This is a genomic window from Rhodococcus sp. IEGM 1379 (assembly GCF_030056815.1).
In the GTDB taxonomy this organism is placed as follows: Bacteria; Actinomycetota; Actinomycetes; order Mycobacteriales; family Mycobacteriaceae; genus Rhodococcus_F.
On sequence record NZ_JASHKR010000013.1, the window covers coordinates 82,159 to 98,437 of the forward strand.

Consider the following 16,279-nt stretch of genomic DNA (forward strand, 5'->3'; position numbering starts at 1 on the left):
TCCGTGCCGAGTAGACCGTCACGCCCTCGGAGACCATCTGCCCCTGACCGCGGCCGGTGCCCGGCTGCACCAATCCGGCTGTATTGGTTGTATCGGAATAGTCCAGGTGTCGACAAACGGGCACAACAGGTTACGGACGGTTCTGCGCAACTTCCCGGGACGTCGCGGGGGTGGGAAGACTCGGTTTACCTGTGTTCGCCTGGGACCGCACTGCGGCGCTCACGGGGCAGATCGCCGATCCCCGCGACTTACCGCTTGCACGTTCGGAGGAGCTTCCCGCCGGGCTAGCGCGGTAGAACGGTCAGGACCCGATGAATGTGATTGCGGAACTCGGCCATGTAGTTCCGCAGGAACTCCTCGGTGGAGGCGTTGTGCACGGTGCCGTCGTCGCCGAACACCTCGGGCGTGTAGTGGATGTAGGCCTCTGGCGCGGTCATCTGTCGGGCGTTGCAGAAACTGAGCACCGCCCGCAGGCTCTGTTGACCGACGGCGGTGCCGATCGCGCCGATCGATGCGCCGATCACGGCGGCTGGGATGTGATCGAACGAGTTCTGGCCCCACGGACGTGACGCCCAGTCGATCGCGTTCTTCAAAGCTCCGGGGATCGAGCGGTTGTACTCGGGTGAGACGAACAAAACCGCATCCACCCCGGAAATCGCGTCCTTGAGTGCGGTGCCCTCGGGTGGATACTGGGTGTCGTAGTCCGGACTGTAGAGCGGCAGGTCCCGGATGGTGATCTCGGTGAACTCGAGGTCCTGGGGTGCGAGCTGGATCAGTGCTTTCGCCAGGATCCGGTTGATCGAGGTGGAGGAGAGGCTGCCGACGAAGTAGCCGACCTTGTAGGTGCTCATGGTTGCTTCCGCCTTTCTACTGTCGCAGTTTCCAGCGCTCGTAGTTGGGGCTGTCTGACATCGATCTGGCGCAGGTTCGGCCGTCGCTTTGGCGCTGATAACCGCTGCCGGTGTTTGCGTTGAACTACCCGATCTTGGCCCGAAGTCGGAAGCATGGCGGTGGTTCGAGGCGATCAGTCATCACGTGTGTTTGGGTGTGTCGGCGGTGATGGTCGGCTCCCGATCATGTGAGGGAGGCATAGAGTGATTCGAGAAGGACTGCCACCTCGACTGTGGGAGGTAATGATGGCCGAAGGTTTGCGTGACGCGTTGATCGGTCCGTGGAAGTTGGTGTCGTATCAGGATATTCCGATCGACGGGTCCGATCCGTTCGAGCCGCTAGGCCACGAGCCTCGGAGTCTGATCATTTACACCCCGGACGGTTACATGTCGGCGCAGCTCTCCAAACCTGACCGTCCGAACTTCGAGTCGGGGGACTGGTTCGCGGGCACGAATGAGGATTACATATCGGAGGCGTCCTCGTACATCGCCTATTCGGAACCGTTCCACGTCGACGAGGACAAGCAGACGTTGACGCACTCGATGTTCGTGTCACTGTTCCCGAACTGGACCGGCCAGAGCCAGCCGCGGCGGATCCAACTCGACGGCGACACACTGAAGTTGGGCACCACGTCACCGATCCAGTCGGGCGGCAAGACGGTAACGTTTTGTCGACCCGGATGATATCGCCGCGCTGGCGTTGTTTCTCGCTTCCGATAGTGCGAAATCGATTTCCGGGCAGACGATCCCGATTGACGGCGGATCCAAGTCCGCACAATAGATTTCACGGCTCTCGGGTAACAGAGTACTGACACGACTTCACGACCTGTGAGAGGTGATCGAGGTATGCCGCAACCTCCAGCGCCGGTCACTCGTGGACTGCGTGCGATGTTCGTTTTTCATCCCGCGCCTCGGCGTTGGCCGAGTGGGCTACGTGCTGCTGTATGTATGGGGGCGCCGGTTTTCATCGGGTGGCTGGCGGGTGATTTCACCGCCGGGCTAACCGCGTCGCTCGGTGGGTTTGCCGCGCTCTACGGGAGCGGGCGACCATACCTGAACCGCGCGATACTGCTCGCTGTCGTCGCGATCTCGCTCAGTGTCGCGGTGGGTCTTGGTATCTGGGCGTCGTCGATCATCTGGGTAGGGGTGATCACGGTTGCCGCGATCGCCACGGCGGCAACCCTGTTGTGTAACGCGCTGGAAGTCGGTCCGCCAGGGGCATATCAGTTTGCCTTGGTGTGCGCGGTCGGCACCGGCCTGTATCAACAGAACGAGAACCCGACATGGGTCGCTCTGCTGGTGTTCGCGGGCGGAGCTTTTGCGTGGCTGGTGCACATGTCCGGCGCCGCGTTCGCGCCCCGCGGTCCGGAAAAGTCCGCCGTGAGCGCTGCCGGAATGGCTGTCGCGGACTACATCGAAGCGATAGACACAGATGGGCAAGATGCGGCGCGACACCGCGGAGCACAAGTGATGCATGGTGCCTGGGAGAGCTTGATCAGTCGACAGCCCCGGCACCTGGCACCGAGCGACACCGTGCGCCGGTTACAGGAGTTGAGCCGTCGGCTTCACATTCTCTTTGCCGACGCGATGAGTTCCGCCGAAACACACACGCCCGCAGACCCAGCCGGCGCAGACCGTGCCCGCGCACTCGCCCGGCAAGCACTCGACCCAGCCGGCGTCGTCGAAGTGACCCCAATCGATCAGCTGCCGCTCGGAAGACCGGGGGCATCGGCGCTTCTGAGACAGGCTGTGCAACCGCACTCGAGGTCACTGTTGGTCGTCATACGCGTGGGGGTGGCGGCAGTACTGGCCGGAGCGCTCGGCAGCTTACTCGGACTCGAACACGCCTATTGGGCTATGTCGGCCGCGGTGCTGGTATTGCATCAAGGCCTGGATCGACGCCGAACTACCCAGCGTGCTCTCGAACGTCTCACCGGAACCTGGGTTGGGCTGGTTCTCGCTGCGGCAATCATTGTCACCCACCCCCATGCGCTGTGGCTCGTCGCGGCCGTTGTGGTACTGACCTTCCTCATCGAGCTCACGGTGGTGCGCAACTACACGTTGGCGGTCGTCTTCATCACGGCGGTGGCGTTGTTGATCGCCACCGGAGGTCAGAGCGTCGACGAGCTGTCCTCGCTTCTGCTCGCGCGTGGCCTGGACACCGCAGTGGGATGTGCGGCGGCACTGGCCGTGTTCTTGTGGATCGTTCCCCGCGATGTTCAGATGTGGCTGCCGGCTGCGGTCGCCGATACCCTAGACGCGGTCGCCACCACCGTCGGGTATCTGAGCCCCGCCGCAATTACTACCCCGGCAGCCCGGATTGTGCGACGCGATCTGCAACGCAGCTCGCTGCGGCTGACTCAGACCTTCGACAATGCCGTGAACGGCTCCCGAGAGCAACAGAAGACGGCCGAGCAGAGGTGGCCGGCGATAGCCGCGACACAACGATTGGTCTACCGCACACTCGCCGAATGCTGGCGAATCGAGCGCTCGTCCGACCCGAACGGCACTGCAGTGCAGGATAATTCAGCGATCACCGATCTGAGCAACTCCCTGAAGATTCTTGCCGAGGCCATCCGGGCGGGACGCAAACCGCCTGAGCTCCCTGCTGCTCCTGCGGGTGTGTTGTCGGGTGAGGTGCAGGACCTGTACGACGTATTGGTACGGGAGCTCACCTGACCGCCGGAGTTCGCGCACCGTACGAGATCCATAACATGTCTAGGTCCTCGCCGGTTGCCCCCACCTCCGTGCACGTCGCTTTATTCGCCGACATGCTTACCGGCCGCCGTATCGACCGTCTCAACTCCTCACGCGAGTTCTCGGACCCTTTACTGACGGGGCTACCCCATTTTTTGAAGGTCACCCCTTCCAAGTTTCTGGAAGGGGTGACCTTTGGTGAAACGGTATGAGATTCAAGCCTCGGACAACGCGAGCAGACGCAAGGCCGTCGCAGTGGGGTCAACGACCAGCGGGCTGGCCGGTGGATCGGTGAGCTGCACCGCCGAACAGGCATTGATCGCGACGGAACACGTTAGCCTGCCGGCATTTTCGACTACTGCATTCCCCCACGCCTCCGTATCGGCGATGTCGTGAACCGACAACTCGAGCACAAGCGTGGGATCGGCTTCGAAACCATAGAACGCCAGTCGACGGTCCAGTTCGGTTGCGATCGTTTCGTTCCGAGCTAACGCACCGATGCGCAGTCCCTGGGAGAGGTAGAACGATGCGGTCAGTCGTGACAGTCCGTAGAGCGGCCGGGCGAAAGTGCCGGCCACCTCGGCGCATGGATCCAGGACGCAGTCCGGGAGAAACCCGTCGAAGCCGTCGGGATCAGCATTGCGAAATGCATCCACCAGTAAGTCTTCGGACGCCCGGACCTGTCCTTCCGCGTCGAGCGCACGTGGAGCGGCCGAGCCAATATTGCGCAGCTCGACCGAGATTCCCTGCGGCGAAAGCTGATCGTAGCGATCCTGACGACGACGCAGTTCCGCGTCGTCGATATCGATCGGTGTGATTGCCAAGAGACGCATCGAGTTCTCTCCTTCAGATACCGAGGTAAGCCGCTTTAACGCGGTCGTCGTGTGCCAGTTCGGCACCGGTACCTTCGAGCACTATCGAGCCGCTTTCGATTACGTATGCGCGGTCGGAGATCTCGAGCGCCTGCGCCGCGTTCTGCTCGACGATGAGTACGGTCACTCCGGTTTCGCGGATCCGCACGATCGAGTCGAGGACCTCTGCCGCCAGCTTCGGCGAGAGCCCCACCGATGGTTCGTCGAGTGTAAGTAGCCGCGGCCGGGCCATGAGCGCCCGACCGATCGCGAGCATCTGCTGCTGCCCACCGGACATCGTGTCGGCCCGCTGGTCGCGGCGTTCGGCCAGAATCGGGAACATGTCGAAAACCTGCTCGAGTGATTCGCTGACCGTGCTGCGCTTCTGCGTGTACGCCCCCATCTCGAGGTTCTCGAATACCGACATACTGCCGAAGAGTGCGCGGTCCTGAGCAACGTGAACCAGCCCAGCCTTGACGATACGATCGGCGCGCATGCCGTGAATGGGTTGACCATCCAACATGATTCGCCCACCGGTCGCGGAAACCAAACCCGAGAGCGCACGCAGTGTCGTCGTCTTACCAGCGCCGTTGGCTCCGATGAGCGAGACAATCTCGTTCTTCTCGATGGTCAGGTTCAGTCCGTGCAGAATCTCCAGGCGTCGGTATCCGGCGTGAAGGTTGTCTATCTCGAGCATCATGCTGACTTCGCCTCTCCCAGATACGCTTCGACGACTCGCGGATCGGTGATCACCGTCCGTGGATCACCCGATGTGAGCACCGCACCTTCGTGCATGACAACAAGGCGCTCGGACAGCGCCATCACCGCCGCCATGATGTGTTCGACGAACAGCACCGTCTGCCCCTGAGCGTGCAGAGTGCGCAACAGTTCGATCATCGGTGCACGCTCGGCGGGCACCAGTCCAGCCAGAACTTCGTCGAGCAGGACCACACGCGGCTCCAAGGCCAGTGCGCGAGCCAGTTCGAGTCGTTTGAGTCCGGCCGTCGACATGGTGGACACTTTGCCGCCGACCTGATCGGACAGTTGCACTCGATCGAGCACCTCGAGTGCATGCTTCCTGGCGTCGGAGCGTGACCGACGTTTTGTCAGCGCCGCGATGGTGACGTTCTCGAGGACGGACATCGACTCGAACGGCCGCATGAGCTGGAACGTGCGAACCAGTCCGGCCCGGGCAATCTTGTCGGCCGGCCAACCGGTGATGTCGGTCCCGTCGAAGACGACTCGACCTTCGGTCGGCGGTTGTTCGCCCGACAGCAAGGAGAACAGAGTCGTCTTACCTGCACCGTTGGGGCCGATGATGCCCAGGAATTCGTGCTCGGGAACGTCCAGGTTCACGTCCCTGACGGCGTGAATTCCGGAAAACGATTTACTGAGACCTTCTACGTGCAGCAGGCTCATCGATTCCACCTCTCACGGATAGTGCCGAAGATGCCCTTCGGCAGGAAGATGACAATCAGAATAAGAATCACCGAATACGCAGCCACGTCGAGGCCGACGACGCCATCGAGGAAGGACAGGAATTCCGGTGGGTTGCGCAGCAACTCGTTGATCGTTTCGGACAGCGGACCGACGACGGCAGCGCCGATGACCGGTCCCCAGATGGTGCCGATGCCGCCAATGACGGCGGGGACGATGGCCTCGACCGAGACCGCAGATCCGAAGGCCTGTTCGGGGCCCACGAAGAAGTAGTACTGGACGTAATAGACGCCGGCGACTGCGGTGAGCGCACAGCTCGCGGCTACGGCGATCAGCCGGTACTTCATCGTATTGATTCCCAAAGAGGCTGCGGCAGTTTCATCGTCACGCACCGCCTGGACAAACTGGCCGGCACGCGAGCGCACGTAGAAGATGGTGCCGAGTATCGCAAGGGCGAGAATCACCAGTGGGATCCAGATGTACAGCGGACTGTCCTTGTCGAATTGAAGCATCGACCACGAATCTTTGCGCAGGATCGGGACATTGAAGCCCTCGGTCTTGTTGAATACTTCGAGGTTTTGCACCAGCAGCAGGAACATCTGGGCAAACGCGAAGGTGGCCAGCGCGAAGTACGAACCGGCAAGCCGATAGCGCAGGCACAGGTAGGCGATCAGGGTTCCGACGCCGGCGGAGAGCACCGCGGCGATAGCCATCGAAATCCACGGCGAAACACCGTGTTCCACCAAGAGGTAGGCACCCGTGTATGCGCCGATGCCGAAGAACGCGGCATGCCCGAAGCTGAACATGCCGCCGTAGCCGCTCATGATGTTCCAGCCGACTGCCATGATGGCGAAGATCAGCGTTCGAACGGCGACGGTCTGCGCTTGCTCGCCGAGCATCAACGGAAGGGCCGCTACAACGGCGAAACCGATGACGAGGGTGATCAATTGGCGTTGCAGCCACGTGTCTTTGAGTCGTATGTCGGTCGCCGAGACTGCAGTCGCAGAGACTGTATCGGTCGCGGCGTTCGAGGAAGTCGCATTGGTCATCGGCGGGCTCCGTACAATCCTTCGGGCTTGAGAAACAGGACAAGGACGAACACCGCGAAGACCAGGATGAGCGACCCTGTTCCTGGCAGGTAGAGGGCTCCGACGGTCTGGACCAGACCGATCACCAAACCGCCGAGCATCGCACCGACAACACTGCCGAGGCCACCGAGGACCACGATGATGAACGCCAGGATGGTGAATTGCTCACCCACTGAGGGCGTAAGGCTGGTGAACGGAGTCATGAGTCCGCCGGCGACTGCGACACACGCCGCGCCGATACCGAACGTGAGGGCGTACACCCGGCCGATGTCGACACCGACCAGCTTGGCGCCCTCGGAGTTCGAGGCCACCGCGCGGATGGACAGTCCCAGCGGAGTCCGTTTGAGGACGGCCGTCAGAGCCACGGCCACGAGGGCTGCGCCGACAAACGCGATGACGCGCGGCCAGGAGGCGACCGCTCCGAGGATCGACAATGAACCGTCGATGGGTGCCTCCACGTCCTTCGGGCGTCCACCGAAGATCATCAGGAGGACGTTGATGATGAGCAAGGAGAGTCCGAGGGTGACCAGAAGTGGGCCGTCGTGGCTGCCACTGATCGTGAGTTTGGTGAGCAGCGACGCTTGAACGATCACGCCGAACACGAACATCAACGGAACGGCGATGATCGTTGCGACGTAGACCGGAAGTCCGGCGGTGGAGAGTGCGTAGACGATGTACATCGACATCGTGAGCATGGCGCCCTGCGCGAAGTTCACGATGCCGAGAACACCGAAAATCAGGGTCAGACCCACCGAGATCAGTGCGTACACACCGCCGAGCAGCAGTCCGGAGACCACGGCTTGGGTGACCAGGCCCTGGTCCTTGCCGCCGACGAGGTAGATGAGCGCCATGACGACGACGATCGCACCGACCACGAGTACACCGGGGTTGATCCCGGATACGCTGGGCCGCTTGGAATTTGTGGCAACACTTGTTACGCCGCTCATTTTGCTTCTCCAACCGGGAACTCGATTGCGTCCGTGGCGAATTCTTCCGGGAACACCTGCAGGACCTTTCCGTCGCGCACCTGCATCACGATCACAGCGGCGTTCTTGTTCTGACCGGTCTCGTCGAATTCGATGGGACCGGAGAATGCGAGCAGTGGATCCTCTAGGGACACTGCGGCAATGGCGTCACGGAGGGCTTCGGGATCACTGTCCGCGCCGGCTTCGAGGCCGGCAGCAATCACCTCGACCGATTGGTACGACAGCATCGCCGCCGTCTCCATCGGACGCCCGTACTGCTGCGTGAAGCGGGCGCGGATGTCGTTGGTGCGCTCACTCGTTGCGTCGTAGTGGTAGTTCGCGCTCAAAATTCCTTCACCGGCGGATCCGGCTGCGGCGGGGAACGAACTGTCGTCGAATGCACCACTGGCAATTCCGTACATGCCCTTGACATTCAGCTTCAACTGTTCGGCGGCTTTGGCAATCAAAAGGCCGTCCGGGTAGTAGCCGGTGGTGACGATGACGTCGGGATTGGTGACGGCTGCGTCGCGAACCTGTGTGGTCGCATCGGAAAAGTTCGTTGCCGGGTAAGTGATTTCCTGCACCGAGTTGATGCCTTGGTTCGCGGCTTCTTCCTTGAAGGCTGCGAAGACGCTGCCACCGAAAGACCCATCGATGTGCAGGTAGGACACCTTGTCGATGGCCTGACCGGTTTGCTTCTCGATCGCGGCCAGCGCCTTGGCGCCGTCGCGTCCCATGGTGGAAGCGTTGGGCTGCAGGCGGAATGTGTACTCGTATTCCTGCTGGAGGATCTTGTCGTCGACCGCGACGTCGATGACGAATGGAACGCGTGAGCGTTCGGCAACGGAGGCCACTGTCTGCGTCACGTCACTTTGGTACGTGCCGATTAGCGCTACAACTCCCTTGCTGATCAGTCGTTGAGCCTCACTCTGGCCGATCTCGGCCTTGCCCTGGCTGTCGCCGTCGACCAGTCGCAGGTGTCGACCGTCCATCGATTTGATGCCGCCGGCTGCATTGATGTCGGCCACGGCCAGTGCTGCGCCGTCGTTCATCAATCCACCGACGCCGGCGAGTGCGCCCGTCATCGGATGGACCGAACCGATCTTGATGTCGCCGGAACCGTCGGTTCCGGACGATCCGCACGCGGCGGCACCCATTAGGGCAGCAGCCGTAAATGCCGCTACAAGCTTCTTCATTGTCGATAGCCTTTCGCGCCGTCTCTGTACCGAGTCAAACCGATCGGCGGCGTTTTCATCGTTCCGCTCAGCGATCATCGTTTCCGGACATTTCTACTCTTCCGCAAGAGTATGGCACGCATCACGGTCGCAGAACAGGCCGTATCCTGGATTTAACATTAGTTCGCTGGTTCGCTGAGCGGAACACTTGCCGTAGGCCGTTCGCGTTACTAGGCTCACTCCGATCCAGAAGGAAGGCTCGCATGGCCACCACCCCCCATATCCGACCATCGACCGAAACGTCCACGGGCACCGAATCAGCCGATCGCGTCGCGGACGTCCTTCTGGCCTTCGCTCAGTCCGAACGTGCGCTCGGTGTCTCGGAAATCGCGCGAAACCTCGAGCTGAGCAAAGCAGTCGTGCACCGAATCCTGCAGTCGCTCGCATCTCGCTCGATCGTGCAACCGGTGACCGGCGAAGCAACGTATTCCCTCGGTCCCGCGGCGATCGGACTGGGAACCAAGGCATGGAGCCAATTGGATGTACGCTCCATCGCTGCTCCGGTGCTGCGCGAACTCAGAGAGCAGACACTCGAAACCGCAACACTGTCGGCACTTGTCGGCCACCGCCGTGTCTACCTGGATCAGTACGAGAGTCCACAAGAAGTGAAGATGGTCGTCGAGATCGGGCCTCAGTACCCGCTACATTCCGGAGCCTCGAGCCGCGCCATTCTTGCCTTCCTGCCCGAACATTTTGCCGTCGAGGCTTTACGAGAACTGCAAGGCACGACCCCGGCCGCCGACGCCGACGCGTTCTTTGCCCTACTCGCCGAAATTCGGGAACTCGGATACGCCACCTCACTCGACGAACGCAATACCGGCGCCGCTTCCATCGCGGCACCGTTCTTCGACGCGGCCGATCACGTTCTCGGGTCGGTCAGCTCGTCCGGGCCGGCCTTCCGATATTCCTCCACCGCGGACGAGAAACACACCATCCACGCCCGCCAGGTACTCACTGCGGCCGAATCGATCACTCACATCATGAAATCGCGAGCCACTCGATGATCGGAGTAACGAAGTACACCTCCGCACAACATGTTTCCGCTGTAAACGCACTGGCGGAGACTGCCACTGCGCTGCGCGGTCACGCACTTCCGCGATCACTGGAAGATCGAGTCTCCGTACTACTCCAGGATCTGTTCGCGGTGACAGTCGCGGGGGCACGGACCGGGGAGCTGCGCGAACTGACGCGGAACTGGGTAGCGGAGGCCGGTGAAACCGCACCCTTGGGAAGCGCAATTCGAACGAATGTGGAGACGGCAACCGTCCTCGACGCGATTGCATCATGCGCGCTGGAGCTCGACGAGGGAAACAAGTACGCCGCCGGCCACCCTGCCGCTCACGTCGTACCGGCAGCAATTGCCGCGGTACGTCTGAGCAAAGTGCCAGTCAGCGGACGAACCTTCCTCACCGCCGTTGTTGCCGGGTACGAAGTGGCATCACGCTTCGGTTACGCGTTGACTCGAAACGATCGCTGGCACACACACGGCCACTGGGGTGCAACTGGCGCAGCGGCAGCGGCTGCAATGGTGTGGAATGCAGATGTCGACGTCGTGGCCGCTGCCATCGACGGATCATCTGCACTCATTCACGTTGCGCCGTGGGCACTGGTCCTGGACGGAAACTTCGCGCGAAACCTGTGGATCGCAGGCGCGGTGCGAGCGGGACTGGATGCCGCACGACTCGCGGCGGCCGGTCTGGTACACAACTCCGGCGCCATCGAGCACACGCTCGGCGATATCGTCGGCAGTCTGGACCTAGACCGGCTCACCGAAGATCTCGGCCGACGCTGGCTCACGTTGGAGGGGTATGCAAAGCAGCATGCAAGTTGCTCGTACACCCACGCGGCGATCGATACCGTTCAGAGCTTGCGTGCACATGCTAGCTGGACTGCAGAAGACGTCGAACATGTTCACGTTCAGACCCATTCGCTGGCCGAACCGCTTTTCGGTCGCCGGCCGTCAACTCGACTGGGCGCGATGTTCTCGTTGCCATTCGTTGTCGCAGCGTCCTTTGTTGCGGACTCGATCGACGCTGACACACTTGACCCTGCCGGCGGAACTTTCGAGATCGCCGAGCAGTTCAGCAAACGAGTCACCGTCGCCACGTCTATCCAGCTCGATGCATTGCTCCCGCAGCGTCGCGTCGCCCAGGTGCAAGTCGAACTGAGAAACGGCGAGCACGTGGCGGCGTCGACACCGAACCCGGTTGGCGATGTCGATCATTTTCCCATGGACCGTAACGCAATTCGCGCGAAGTCCGTCCGATTGATCGGCGAGGCTGATGCGAGTGTGATCACGGAGATCGTTGACAAGCTCGCTGCCAGCGAGGACGTTGCAAGTCTGATCGGCGCGCTGAGGTCCCTCGGGAACTGACACCCGTCATTTCGCAAAGCTCGCCTCTCCATGCCTGGAAGGTCGGCGGGCTAGCCTCGGGCTTGCGTGCGTCCATCCGATACACCCAAAGGTGTTATCGGCTTTGATCTTTGCAGCTATGACAGTGCCGTCGTGGGGGTTACGACGAGTGTGCACGTCGGTGAAGGGATGCCCAGTGCGTCGCCAGAATCGTTGCACTGATTCCGAAGACGAGCCAGGTGATTGCAGCGGCGACAACTCCTGTGACGAAGAACCCGAGAAGCAGTCCCGCGACTACGTTCACGATGATCAACACGGCAGATCCGGCCAATCCGAGGGAAGTACGAATTGGGGCGAACGTGATCGTCCGTGTGACTTCCTTCAAGGGGCCGGCGGCGGCTGCCGACAATACGGGCAGGGACATCACGGCGACGAGAAGAGGCAGAATCGGGTTCAGTATGCCCGCGACGATTCCGCAGAGCACAGTGACAGTCGCCGCCAGCAACAACCGTGAAGAAAATGGGGTGTCCGTGTGCGCAGCGAAGCTCATCGTCAACCAGAGTGAGAGGATCAACACCGACGCCGAAGCCAGTACTCGGGCGGCGAACCACCACGACGTCGTCGGGACAGGATCGCCGAGGACTAACAGAGCTTGAATCACCGCGCCCACCAGAATGGTCGGCACGTACGTGAGGAGACCACGGCGCAGGCTCTTCACGGTGCACCGATCGTTCCGTTGCGATCGAGGACGGTTTGCACGTCTCCCGAGTAGACGGTTTCGGTGCCGACGACCAGCTTGAACGTGCTCTCGTCCTGGGATGTAGATGTAGCCGTGATGGACTCGCTGTTCACGGTTTCACCGGTGCATCGCAGTTCGAGACCTTCGCCGGAACATACCGGTGCCACGAGGATATCGATGTTTTTCTCGAGCAGCACTTCGTTGGTCGCGTAGCGCATGTCGGCGATTCCAGCCCCGCCCACTGGTGCGAGGGCGTCGACCTGGGAGCATCCGCCGAGCGTCACCACCAGGGCGACTCCCACGGCGAGCCGCCTCACCGCTGTGCCCGCTGTTGGTAGGAGAGCAGGCGGGCGTGCTCGTCGAGGTGCTGTTGTTCAAGCGATGCGTCGGTGACGATTTCCATGTCGAATGGTGCGGGCAGGAGGAGTTCGGTGTTGCGGTCCAATGCTGATCCTCTTCTCATCAAAGGGTTCTCGGCCCAGTCGTTAGCTGCCAGTTCGCGGCTCTGCGACGCAAGATCGAGGTAGCCGCCGGAGGCGCCAGGAGTGATCGGAGACGCGTGGTCGAGAACGGTGGTGAAGAGCGATAAAGTTCCGTCGCGGTTGTCGACGATCTCGACGGTCTGCTGTTGCTGCGGGAAATCGATGCAGGACGCGGTGGTGATCTCCCAGAATCCATGATCGCCGCCTCGGTGCGCCAGGATCTGGTTCTGATGAGTGTGACCGTTCAACCAGCCGATCACTACCGGATATTTCAACAGTAGATCGACGAACTCCTCAGCCCCGTAAAGTTTCTTGTTCACCCCTGGACGCTGAGCGCGGTTCTCCAGGGTCAGACTGTTGTGGTGAGTGAGGATCAGTACGAGCTTCTTCTGAGCCTGAGCTAGTTCCAATTGTTCTCGGAGCCAGTCGAACTGATCCTCGGGTACTGCTCCGTCGGCACCGGCGACCGCATTGCAGGTGTCGAGTCCGAATGCCCGAACATGTGGCGTCATATCCGTAGACCACCAGGTTTCGCCCGTATCCAGATTGTGTTGGGTGAATCCGTGTCCGATCGGGCCTGGTGTATCAGCGGTATTGAAGTGTTCGGCCATGAACTCGCGCTGTTCGAACAGATAGCGTTGCGGATCTGCTGTGACACGTCGGAAGCCGGGCCGAGTTCCGGCTTGCACGCCTAGCGCGTCGATCATCCGCTGCAGCGGACTTGCCGTGGCGGTATAACCGGCGAGCGCGGACGTCGCGGTCGCTTGCAGTGTGTACGATTTCTCAGATCCGACGGCAAGCGAATGCAGTTGCGAAGACAAGTCGAACGTGCCGAGCAGAAGGGTGTCGTGGTTGCCGTATACCGCGTACCACGGCACCGGCAGGCCTACCGATTCGACGGGCTCGGCGATCGCGTCGTTCAGCAGTCGGGGCAATGTCGGAAATCCGTATTCTCCGAACGACCCTCCCGACGGGTCATCCGGTCGGTATGCCCATTGCGCGTCCGGCCAGGCTTGGACGCCCTCGAACGTCGTCAGTGATCCGCTGTTCGGTGTGACCGGTACACCGTCGAGAACGTCGATGTACCAGCGCAGTTCGAGGTGTGAGTGCATATCCGCGCTGTCGCCGGTCACTGTCGCGGCACCGAGTGGCGCACCTGTGACCGGGCTGATGGTGTTGTCGGCGAACGATTTGACCATCGCAGCGGTCACGTGGACGGTCAGAGGATCCTGTGGGTGGAATGCAGAACCCCACGCCGCGTGGTTTTGGACGATCATCGGTTCGATTCGCGCGGGTGATTGCGCGTCGATGACGTGCATATCCGACAGGTGGCCGAGGTACAGAATCGACCGCCGGGTTTGCGCCCTGGCCTCGGCCGGTGCTCTGCGCAGAATGTCCAGGCGCGGCAGATGCTCCTCACCCGGGCCTGCCCTCAACGTCCGATACGAATGCGCGTCTCCCGCAGCACGAAGAATCGTTCCGGTCAGCGTCGAAGGCGCAGCTCCTGTAGGAGTCTGCGCAAACGCCACGCGGCTCCCCAGTAGAGCAGGAGTGACGCCCCACAGCGCGGCCAATGCGGCCGTCAGGCTTATGAACTGACGACGAGACAACCCGGGCATAGCACTCCTCGATCTTGGCTAGCGGAAGAATACAACGAGGTGTCAACGACGGGCTGGAACTTGCCCCCGTTGTGAACCAGTCCACCGGGTCGAGGTTGACTCCATCCGGTATGGGTTCTGGCCAGAACAGTGTCAGTACGTCGTGGTCTTGGAAGAGGTCGTCGAGGGTGCCGTCCCAATCGTCGTCGTTCTTGTGCAGGGGAAGACGGGTGATGTCGTCGATGAACCGGTCTGCGGTCATGGCTGTGTGGGCGCGTCCGATGATCAGATGCAGCGCCATTTCCTCACCCGTGCAGCGATGTTCGGGATCGAGATCCGCATTCGCATCGGCGGAAAGGTCATCAAACGCCCCGAGCCATGGTGCGCCGACACGTCGCATCCTGAGTCCAGGTGCATTCCGGGAGCTCTGTGAGCGCCGCACACCCGAAACTTGGTTGAACGGGGAGCTCGCCGAGTCGGTGGGCGTCGGCGAATACTGCATCCGCCAACGAAACTGTCAAGTTGATTGGTGTGCAACAGTTTTCGGTCGCAACAGGACGTCACGCCGAGCAGCACTCAGGTTGCCGGGGTCAGCTCGGTAACCTGATCCCATACCTGGAATCGGGCGCGTATTTCGGTTCGGTGGTCGGTGGCAGTCATACGGTGCCGCGGTGGGCGGAAGTGCGGGGAGATACGACTGAACGAGGCGAGAAACCTCTGGGTTGAGCCGACGGTGCGGAAGCCTTTCATCGCGCGTTCGCGTTGCCGGGTCGGTTGATGGGAGTTCTCCGCGCGGCTGTTCAAATATTTGTTCTGCCGGTGCTCGACCGTCGACATTATCTGCCGGTGCGCAACCCGATACGAACCGAACTTGTCGGTGATCAGCAACCACGGCCGACAGCCTTGTTTCTTCAATAGGGTCCGAAAGAACCTGGTCGCAGCCTCCCCGTCCCGCTTTTCTTGGATCAGAATGTCGATAACATTCCCGTGCTGGTCTACCGCTCGCCACAAGTACTTCCGCACCCCGCCGACCTTGACGAACACCTCGTCGAGATGCCACTTATCGCCAAGCCGGGGTGGCTATCTGCCGTAGCCGGCGGGCGTACTCGGGCCCGAACCTCGCACACCAGGTGCGGATCGTCTCGTACGACACCGCTATTCCACGCTCAGCCATGAGTAACTCGATCTCGCGGAACGAAAGCGTGAACCGGTCGTACAGCCATACGCAGTGGGAGATGATCTCCCGCGGAAACCGGAACCCCTTGTACGTCGACGACACCCGCAGATCATCCCAGATCAGGCATTTTCAACAACTTGACAGTGCCGTTTCGATGTATGCCACAGGGAAAAAGCGGTGTGGAGGGGTTTATCAGACACCTCGCTGCTGAGACAGGACAGTTCGGCGTTACTGCGAATATTCTGGCGCTAGGGCATCAGAAGAATCTCGAGGACCGCATGTCTCAGGAGTCGCTCGACGCGATTATCTCGACCATTCCGATCGGCCGACTCGGAGACGCTGCAGAGGTGGGGGCAGCGTGCGTCTATCTATCATCGGACGAGTCAGCTGGAATGACCGGACAGACAATAGATTTCAATGGTGGTTCGCAGACTCGTTAGTTTGTCGAGAGTAGTCGGTCCGATTGCTCGTTTCTCGACTGTGCTGTGATAGCTGCGGCTGGTGGTGCATGGGCTCTGGTTGCTCACCAGGCGCAGTGAATTCGCCAACCGCGCTCGGCGGAGACGGTGACCGACCGGCAGCTCGTCGACGTTGATGCCGACCATTGCTTCGCCCAGTCCGCGGGAGACCTTCGCGAGCACGTCCGGGTCGTCGAAGAACGTGGTGGCCTTGACGACGGCCTCGGCGCGCTGCTGCGGGTTACCCAACTTGATTCCGAACCTTGCCGGCAAAGCACCGGTCTTCAGTGGCACGACTGACTGCAGCGC

At 61.3% G+C, this 16,279-nt stretch carries 17 protein-coding genes and 2 pseudogenes; 7 read left to right on the forward strand and 12 right to left on the reverse strand.

Features of this window, described 5'->3' with window-relative positions; translation table 11 throughout:
- Positions 1–284: 284 nt before the first annotated feature.
- Entirely contained in the window at positions 285–851 is a 567-nt protein-coding gene (locus tag QM600_RS10470) for an NADPH-dependent FMN reductase (RefSeq protein WP_283261391.1), read from the reverse strand.
- A gap of 243 nt (positions 852–1,094) precedes the next feature.
- Here QM600_RS10470 and QM600_RS10475 point away from each other — a divergent pair, with 243 nt between their 5' ends.
- The 3 genes from QM600_RS10475 to QM600_RS10485 all read left to right on the forward strand — a co-directional run bounded on the left by QM600_RS10475 (position 1,095) and on the right by QM600_RS10485 (position 3,569).
- Positions 1,095–1,574 (forward strand): lipocalin-like domain-containing protein, encoded by a 480-nt coding sequence (locus QM600_RS10475; RefSeq protein WP_283261392.1) that lies wholly within the window; start codon positions 1,095–1,097, stop codon positions 1,572–1,574.
- 16 nt (positions 1,575–1,590) lie between these two features.
- Positions 1,591–1,671 carry a hypothetical protein gene (locus QM600_RS10480; protein WP_283261421.1) on the forward strand — a complete coding sequence of 27 codons (81 nt, stop codon included), beginning with the start codon at positions 1,591–1,593 and terminating at the stop codon, positions 1,669–1,671.
- 65 nt (positions 1,672–1,736) lie between these two features.
- A complete protein-coding gene (locus QM600_RS10485; RefSeq protein WP_283261393.1) occupies positions 1,737–3,569 on the forward strand; it encodes an FUSC family protein in 1,833 nt (610 codons plus the stop codon).
- Positions 3,570–3,802: 233 nt separating this feature from the next.
- Here the strand turns inward: QM600_RS10485 and QM600_RS10490 are convergent, their stop codons facing one another.
- Genes QM600_RS10490 through QM600_RS10515 form a run of 6 tightly spaced genes read right to left on the reverse strand, consistent with a single transcriptional unit; the run spans position 3,803 to position 9,124 of the window.
- Positions 3,803–4,420 (reverse strand): hydantoin racemase, encoded by a 618-nt coding sequence (locus QM600_RS10490; protein WP_283261394.1) that lies wholly within the window; start codon positions 4,418–4,420, stop codon positions 3,803–3,805.
- A gap of 13 nt (positions 4,421–4,433) precedes the next feature.
- A complete protein-coding gene (locus QM600_RS10495; protein ID WP_283261395.1) occupies positions 4,434–5,138 on the reverse strand; it encodes an ABC transporter ATP-binding protein in 705 nt (234 codons plus the stop codon).
- Positions 5,135–5,857 (reverse strand): ABC transporter ATP-binding protein, encoded by a 723-nt coding sequence (locus QM600_RS10500; RefSeq protein ID WP_283261396.1) that lies wholly within the window; start codon positions 5,855–5,857, stop codon positions 5,135–5,137. The genes QM600_RS10495 and QM600_RS10500 overlap by 4 nt, the downstream gene beginning before the upstream one ends.
- Entirely contained in the window at positions 5,854–6,924 is a 1,071-nt protein-coding gene (locus tag QM600_RS10505) for a branched-chain amino acid ABC transporter permease (RefSeq protein WP_283261397.1), read from the reverse strand. The genes QM600_RS10500 and QM600_RS10505 overlap by 4 nt, the downstream gene beginning before the upstream one ends.
- Positions 6,921–7,910, reverse strand: a complete 990-nt coding sequence (locus QM600_RS10510) for a branched-chain amino acid ABC transporter permease (RefSeq protein WP_283261398.1) — start codon at positions 7,908–7,910, stop codon at positions 6,921–6,923. The genes QM600_RS10505 and QM600_RS10510 overlap by 4 nt, the downstream gene beginning before the upstream one ends.
- Complete coding sequence (locus QM600_RS10515) at positions 7,907–9,124, reverse strand: ABC transporter substrate-binding protein (protein WP_283261399.1); 1,218 nt, start codon at positions 9,122–9,124, stop codon at positions 7,907–7,909. Before QM600_RS10515 ends, QM600_RS10510 begins: the two co-directional genes overlap by 4 nt.
- 242 nt (positions 9,125–9,366) lie before the next feature.
- Between QM600_RS10515 and QM600_RS10520 the strand changes: the two genes are divergently transcribed.
- A complete protein-coding gene (locus QM600_RS10520) occupies positions 9,367–10,167 on the forward strand; it encodes an IclR family transcriptional regulator (RefSeq protein WP_283261400.1) in 801 nt (266 codons plus the stop codon).
- Positions 10,164–11,537 (forward strand): MmgE/PrpD family protein, encoded by a 1,374-nt coding sequence (locus tag QM600_RS10525; RefSeq protein WP_283261401.1) that lies wholly within the window; start codon positions 10,164–10,166, stop codon positions 11,535–11,537. Before QM600_RS10520 ends, QM600_RS10525 begins: the two co-directional genes overlap by 4 nt.
- Before the next feature lie 139 nt (positions 11,538–11,676).
- Here the strand turns inward: QM600_RS10525 and QM600_RS10530 are convergent, their stop codons facing one another.
- From QM600_RS10530 to QM600_RS10540, 3 genes are read right to left on the reverse strand one after another with little or no spacing between them, the layout of a single operon-like run.
- Positions 11,677–12,234: a hypothetical protein gene (locus tag QM600_RS10530; protein WP_283261402.1), complete on the reverse strand. Its 558-nt coding sequence runs from the start codon at positions 12,232–12,234 to the stop codon at positions 11,677–11,679.
- The gene (locus QM600_RS10535) at positions 12,231–12,557 is read right to left on the reverse strand and encodes a hypothetical protein (RefSeq protein WP_283261403.1); all 327 of its coding nucleotides are present in this window, start codon (positions 12,555–12,557) and stop codon (positions 12,231–12,233) included. Before QM600_RS10535 ends, QM600_RS10530 begins: the two co-directional genes overlap by 4 nt.
- 11 nt (positions 12,558–12,568) lie before the next feature.
- Positions 12,569–14,356 (reverse strand): TIGR03767 family metallophosphoesterase, encoded by a 1,788-nt coding sequence (locus QM600_RS10540; protein ID WP_283261404.1) that lies wholly within the window; start codon positions 14,354–14,356, stop codon positions 12,569–12,571.
- 142 nt (positions 14,357–14,498) lie between these two features.
- On the opposite strand from QM600_RS10540, the gene QM600_RS10545 reads away from it, so the two are divergent.
- Complete coding sequence (locus QM600_RS10545) at positions 14,499–14,768, forward strand: hypothetical protein (protein ID WP_283261405.1); 270 nt, start codon at positions 14,499–14,501, stop codon at positions 14,766–14,768.
- A 143-nt stretch (positions 14,769–14,911) separates the two neighbouring features.
- Here the strand turns inward: QM600_RS10545 and QM600_RS10550 are convergent.
- Positions 14,912–15,620 (reverse strand): annotated as a pseudogene (locus QM600_RS10550) (IS6 family transposase).
- A gap of 50 nt (positions 15,621–15,670) precedes the next feature.
- Here QM600_RS10550 and QM600_RS10555 point away from each other — a divergent pair.
- Positions 15,671–15,952, forward strand: coding sequence for an SDR family oxidoreductase (locus QM600_RS10555; RefSeq protein ID WP_283261406.1), 282 nt, complete (start codon positions 15,671–15,673; stop codon positions 15,950–15,952).
- An 83-nt stretch (positions 15,953–16,035) separates the two neighbouring features.
- On the opposite strand, the pseudogene QM600_RS10560 reads toward QM600_RS10555, so the two are convergent.
- Positions 16,036–16,222: pseudogene (locus QM600_RS10560) on the reverse strand (pyridoxal 5'-phosphate synthase lyase subunit PdxS); the annotation flags it as partial.
- Positions 16,223–16,279: the final 57 nt, after the last annotated feature.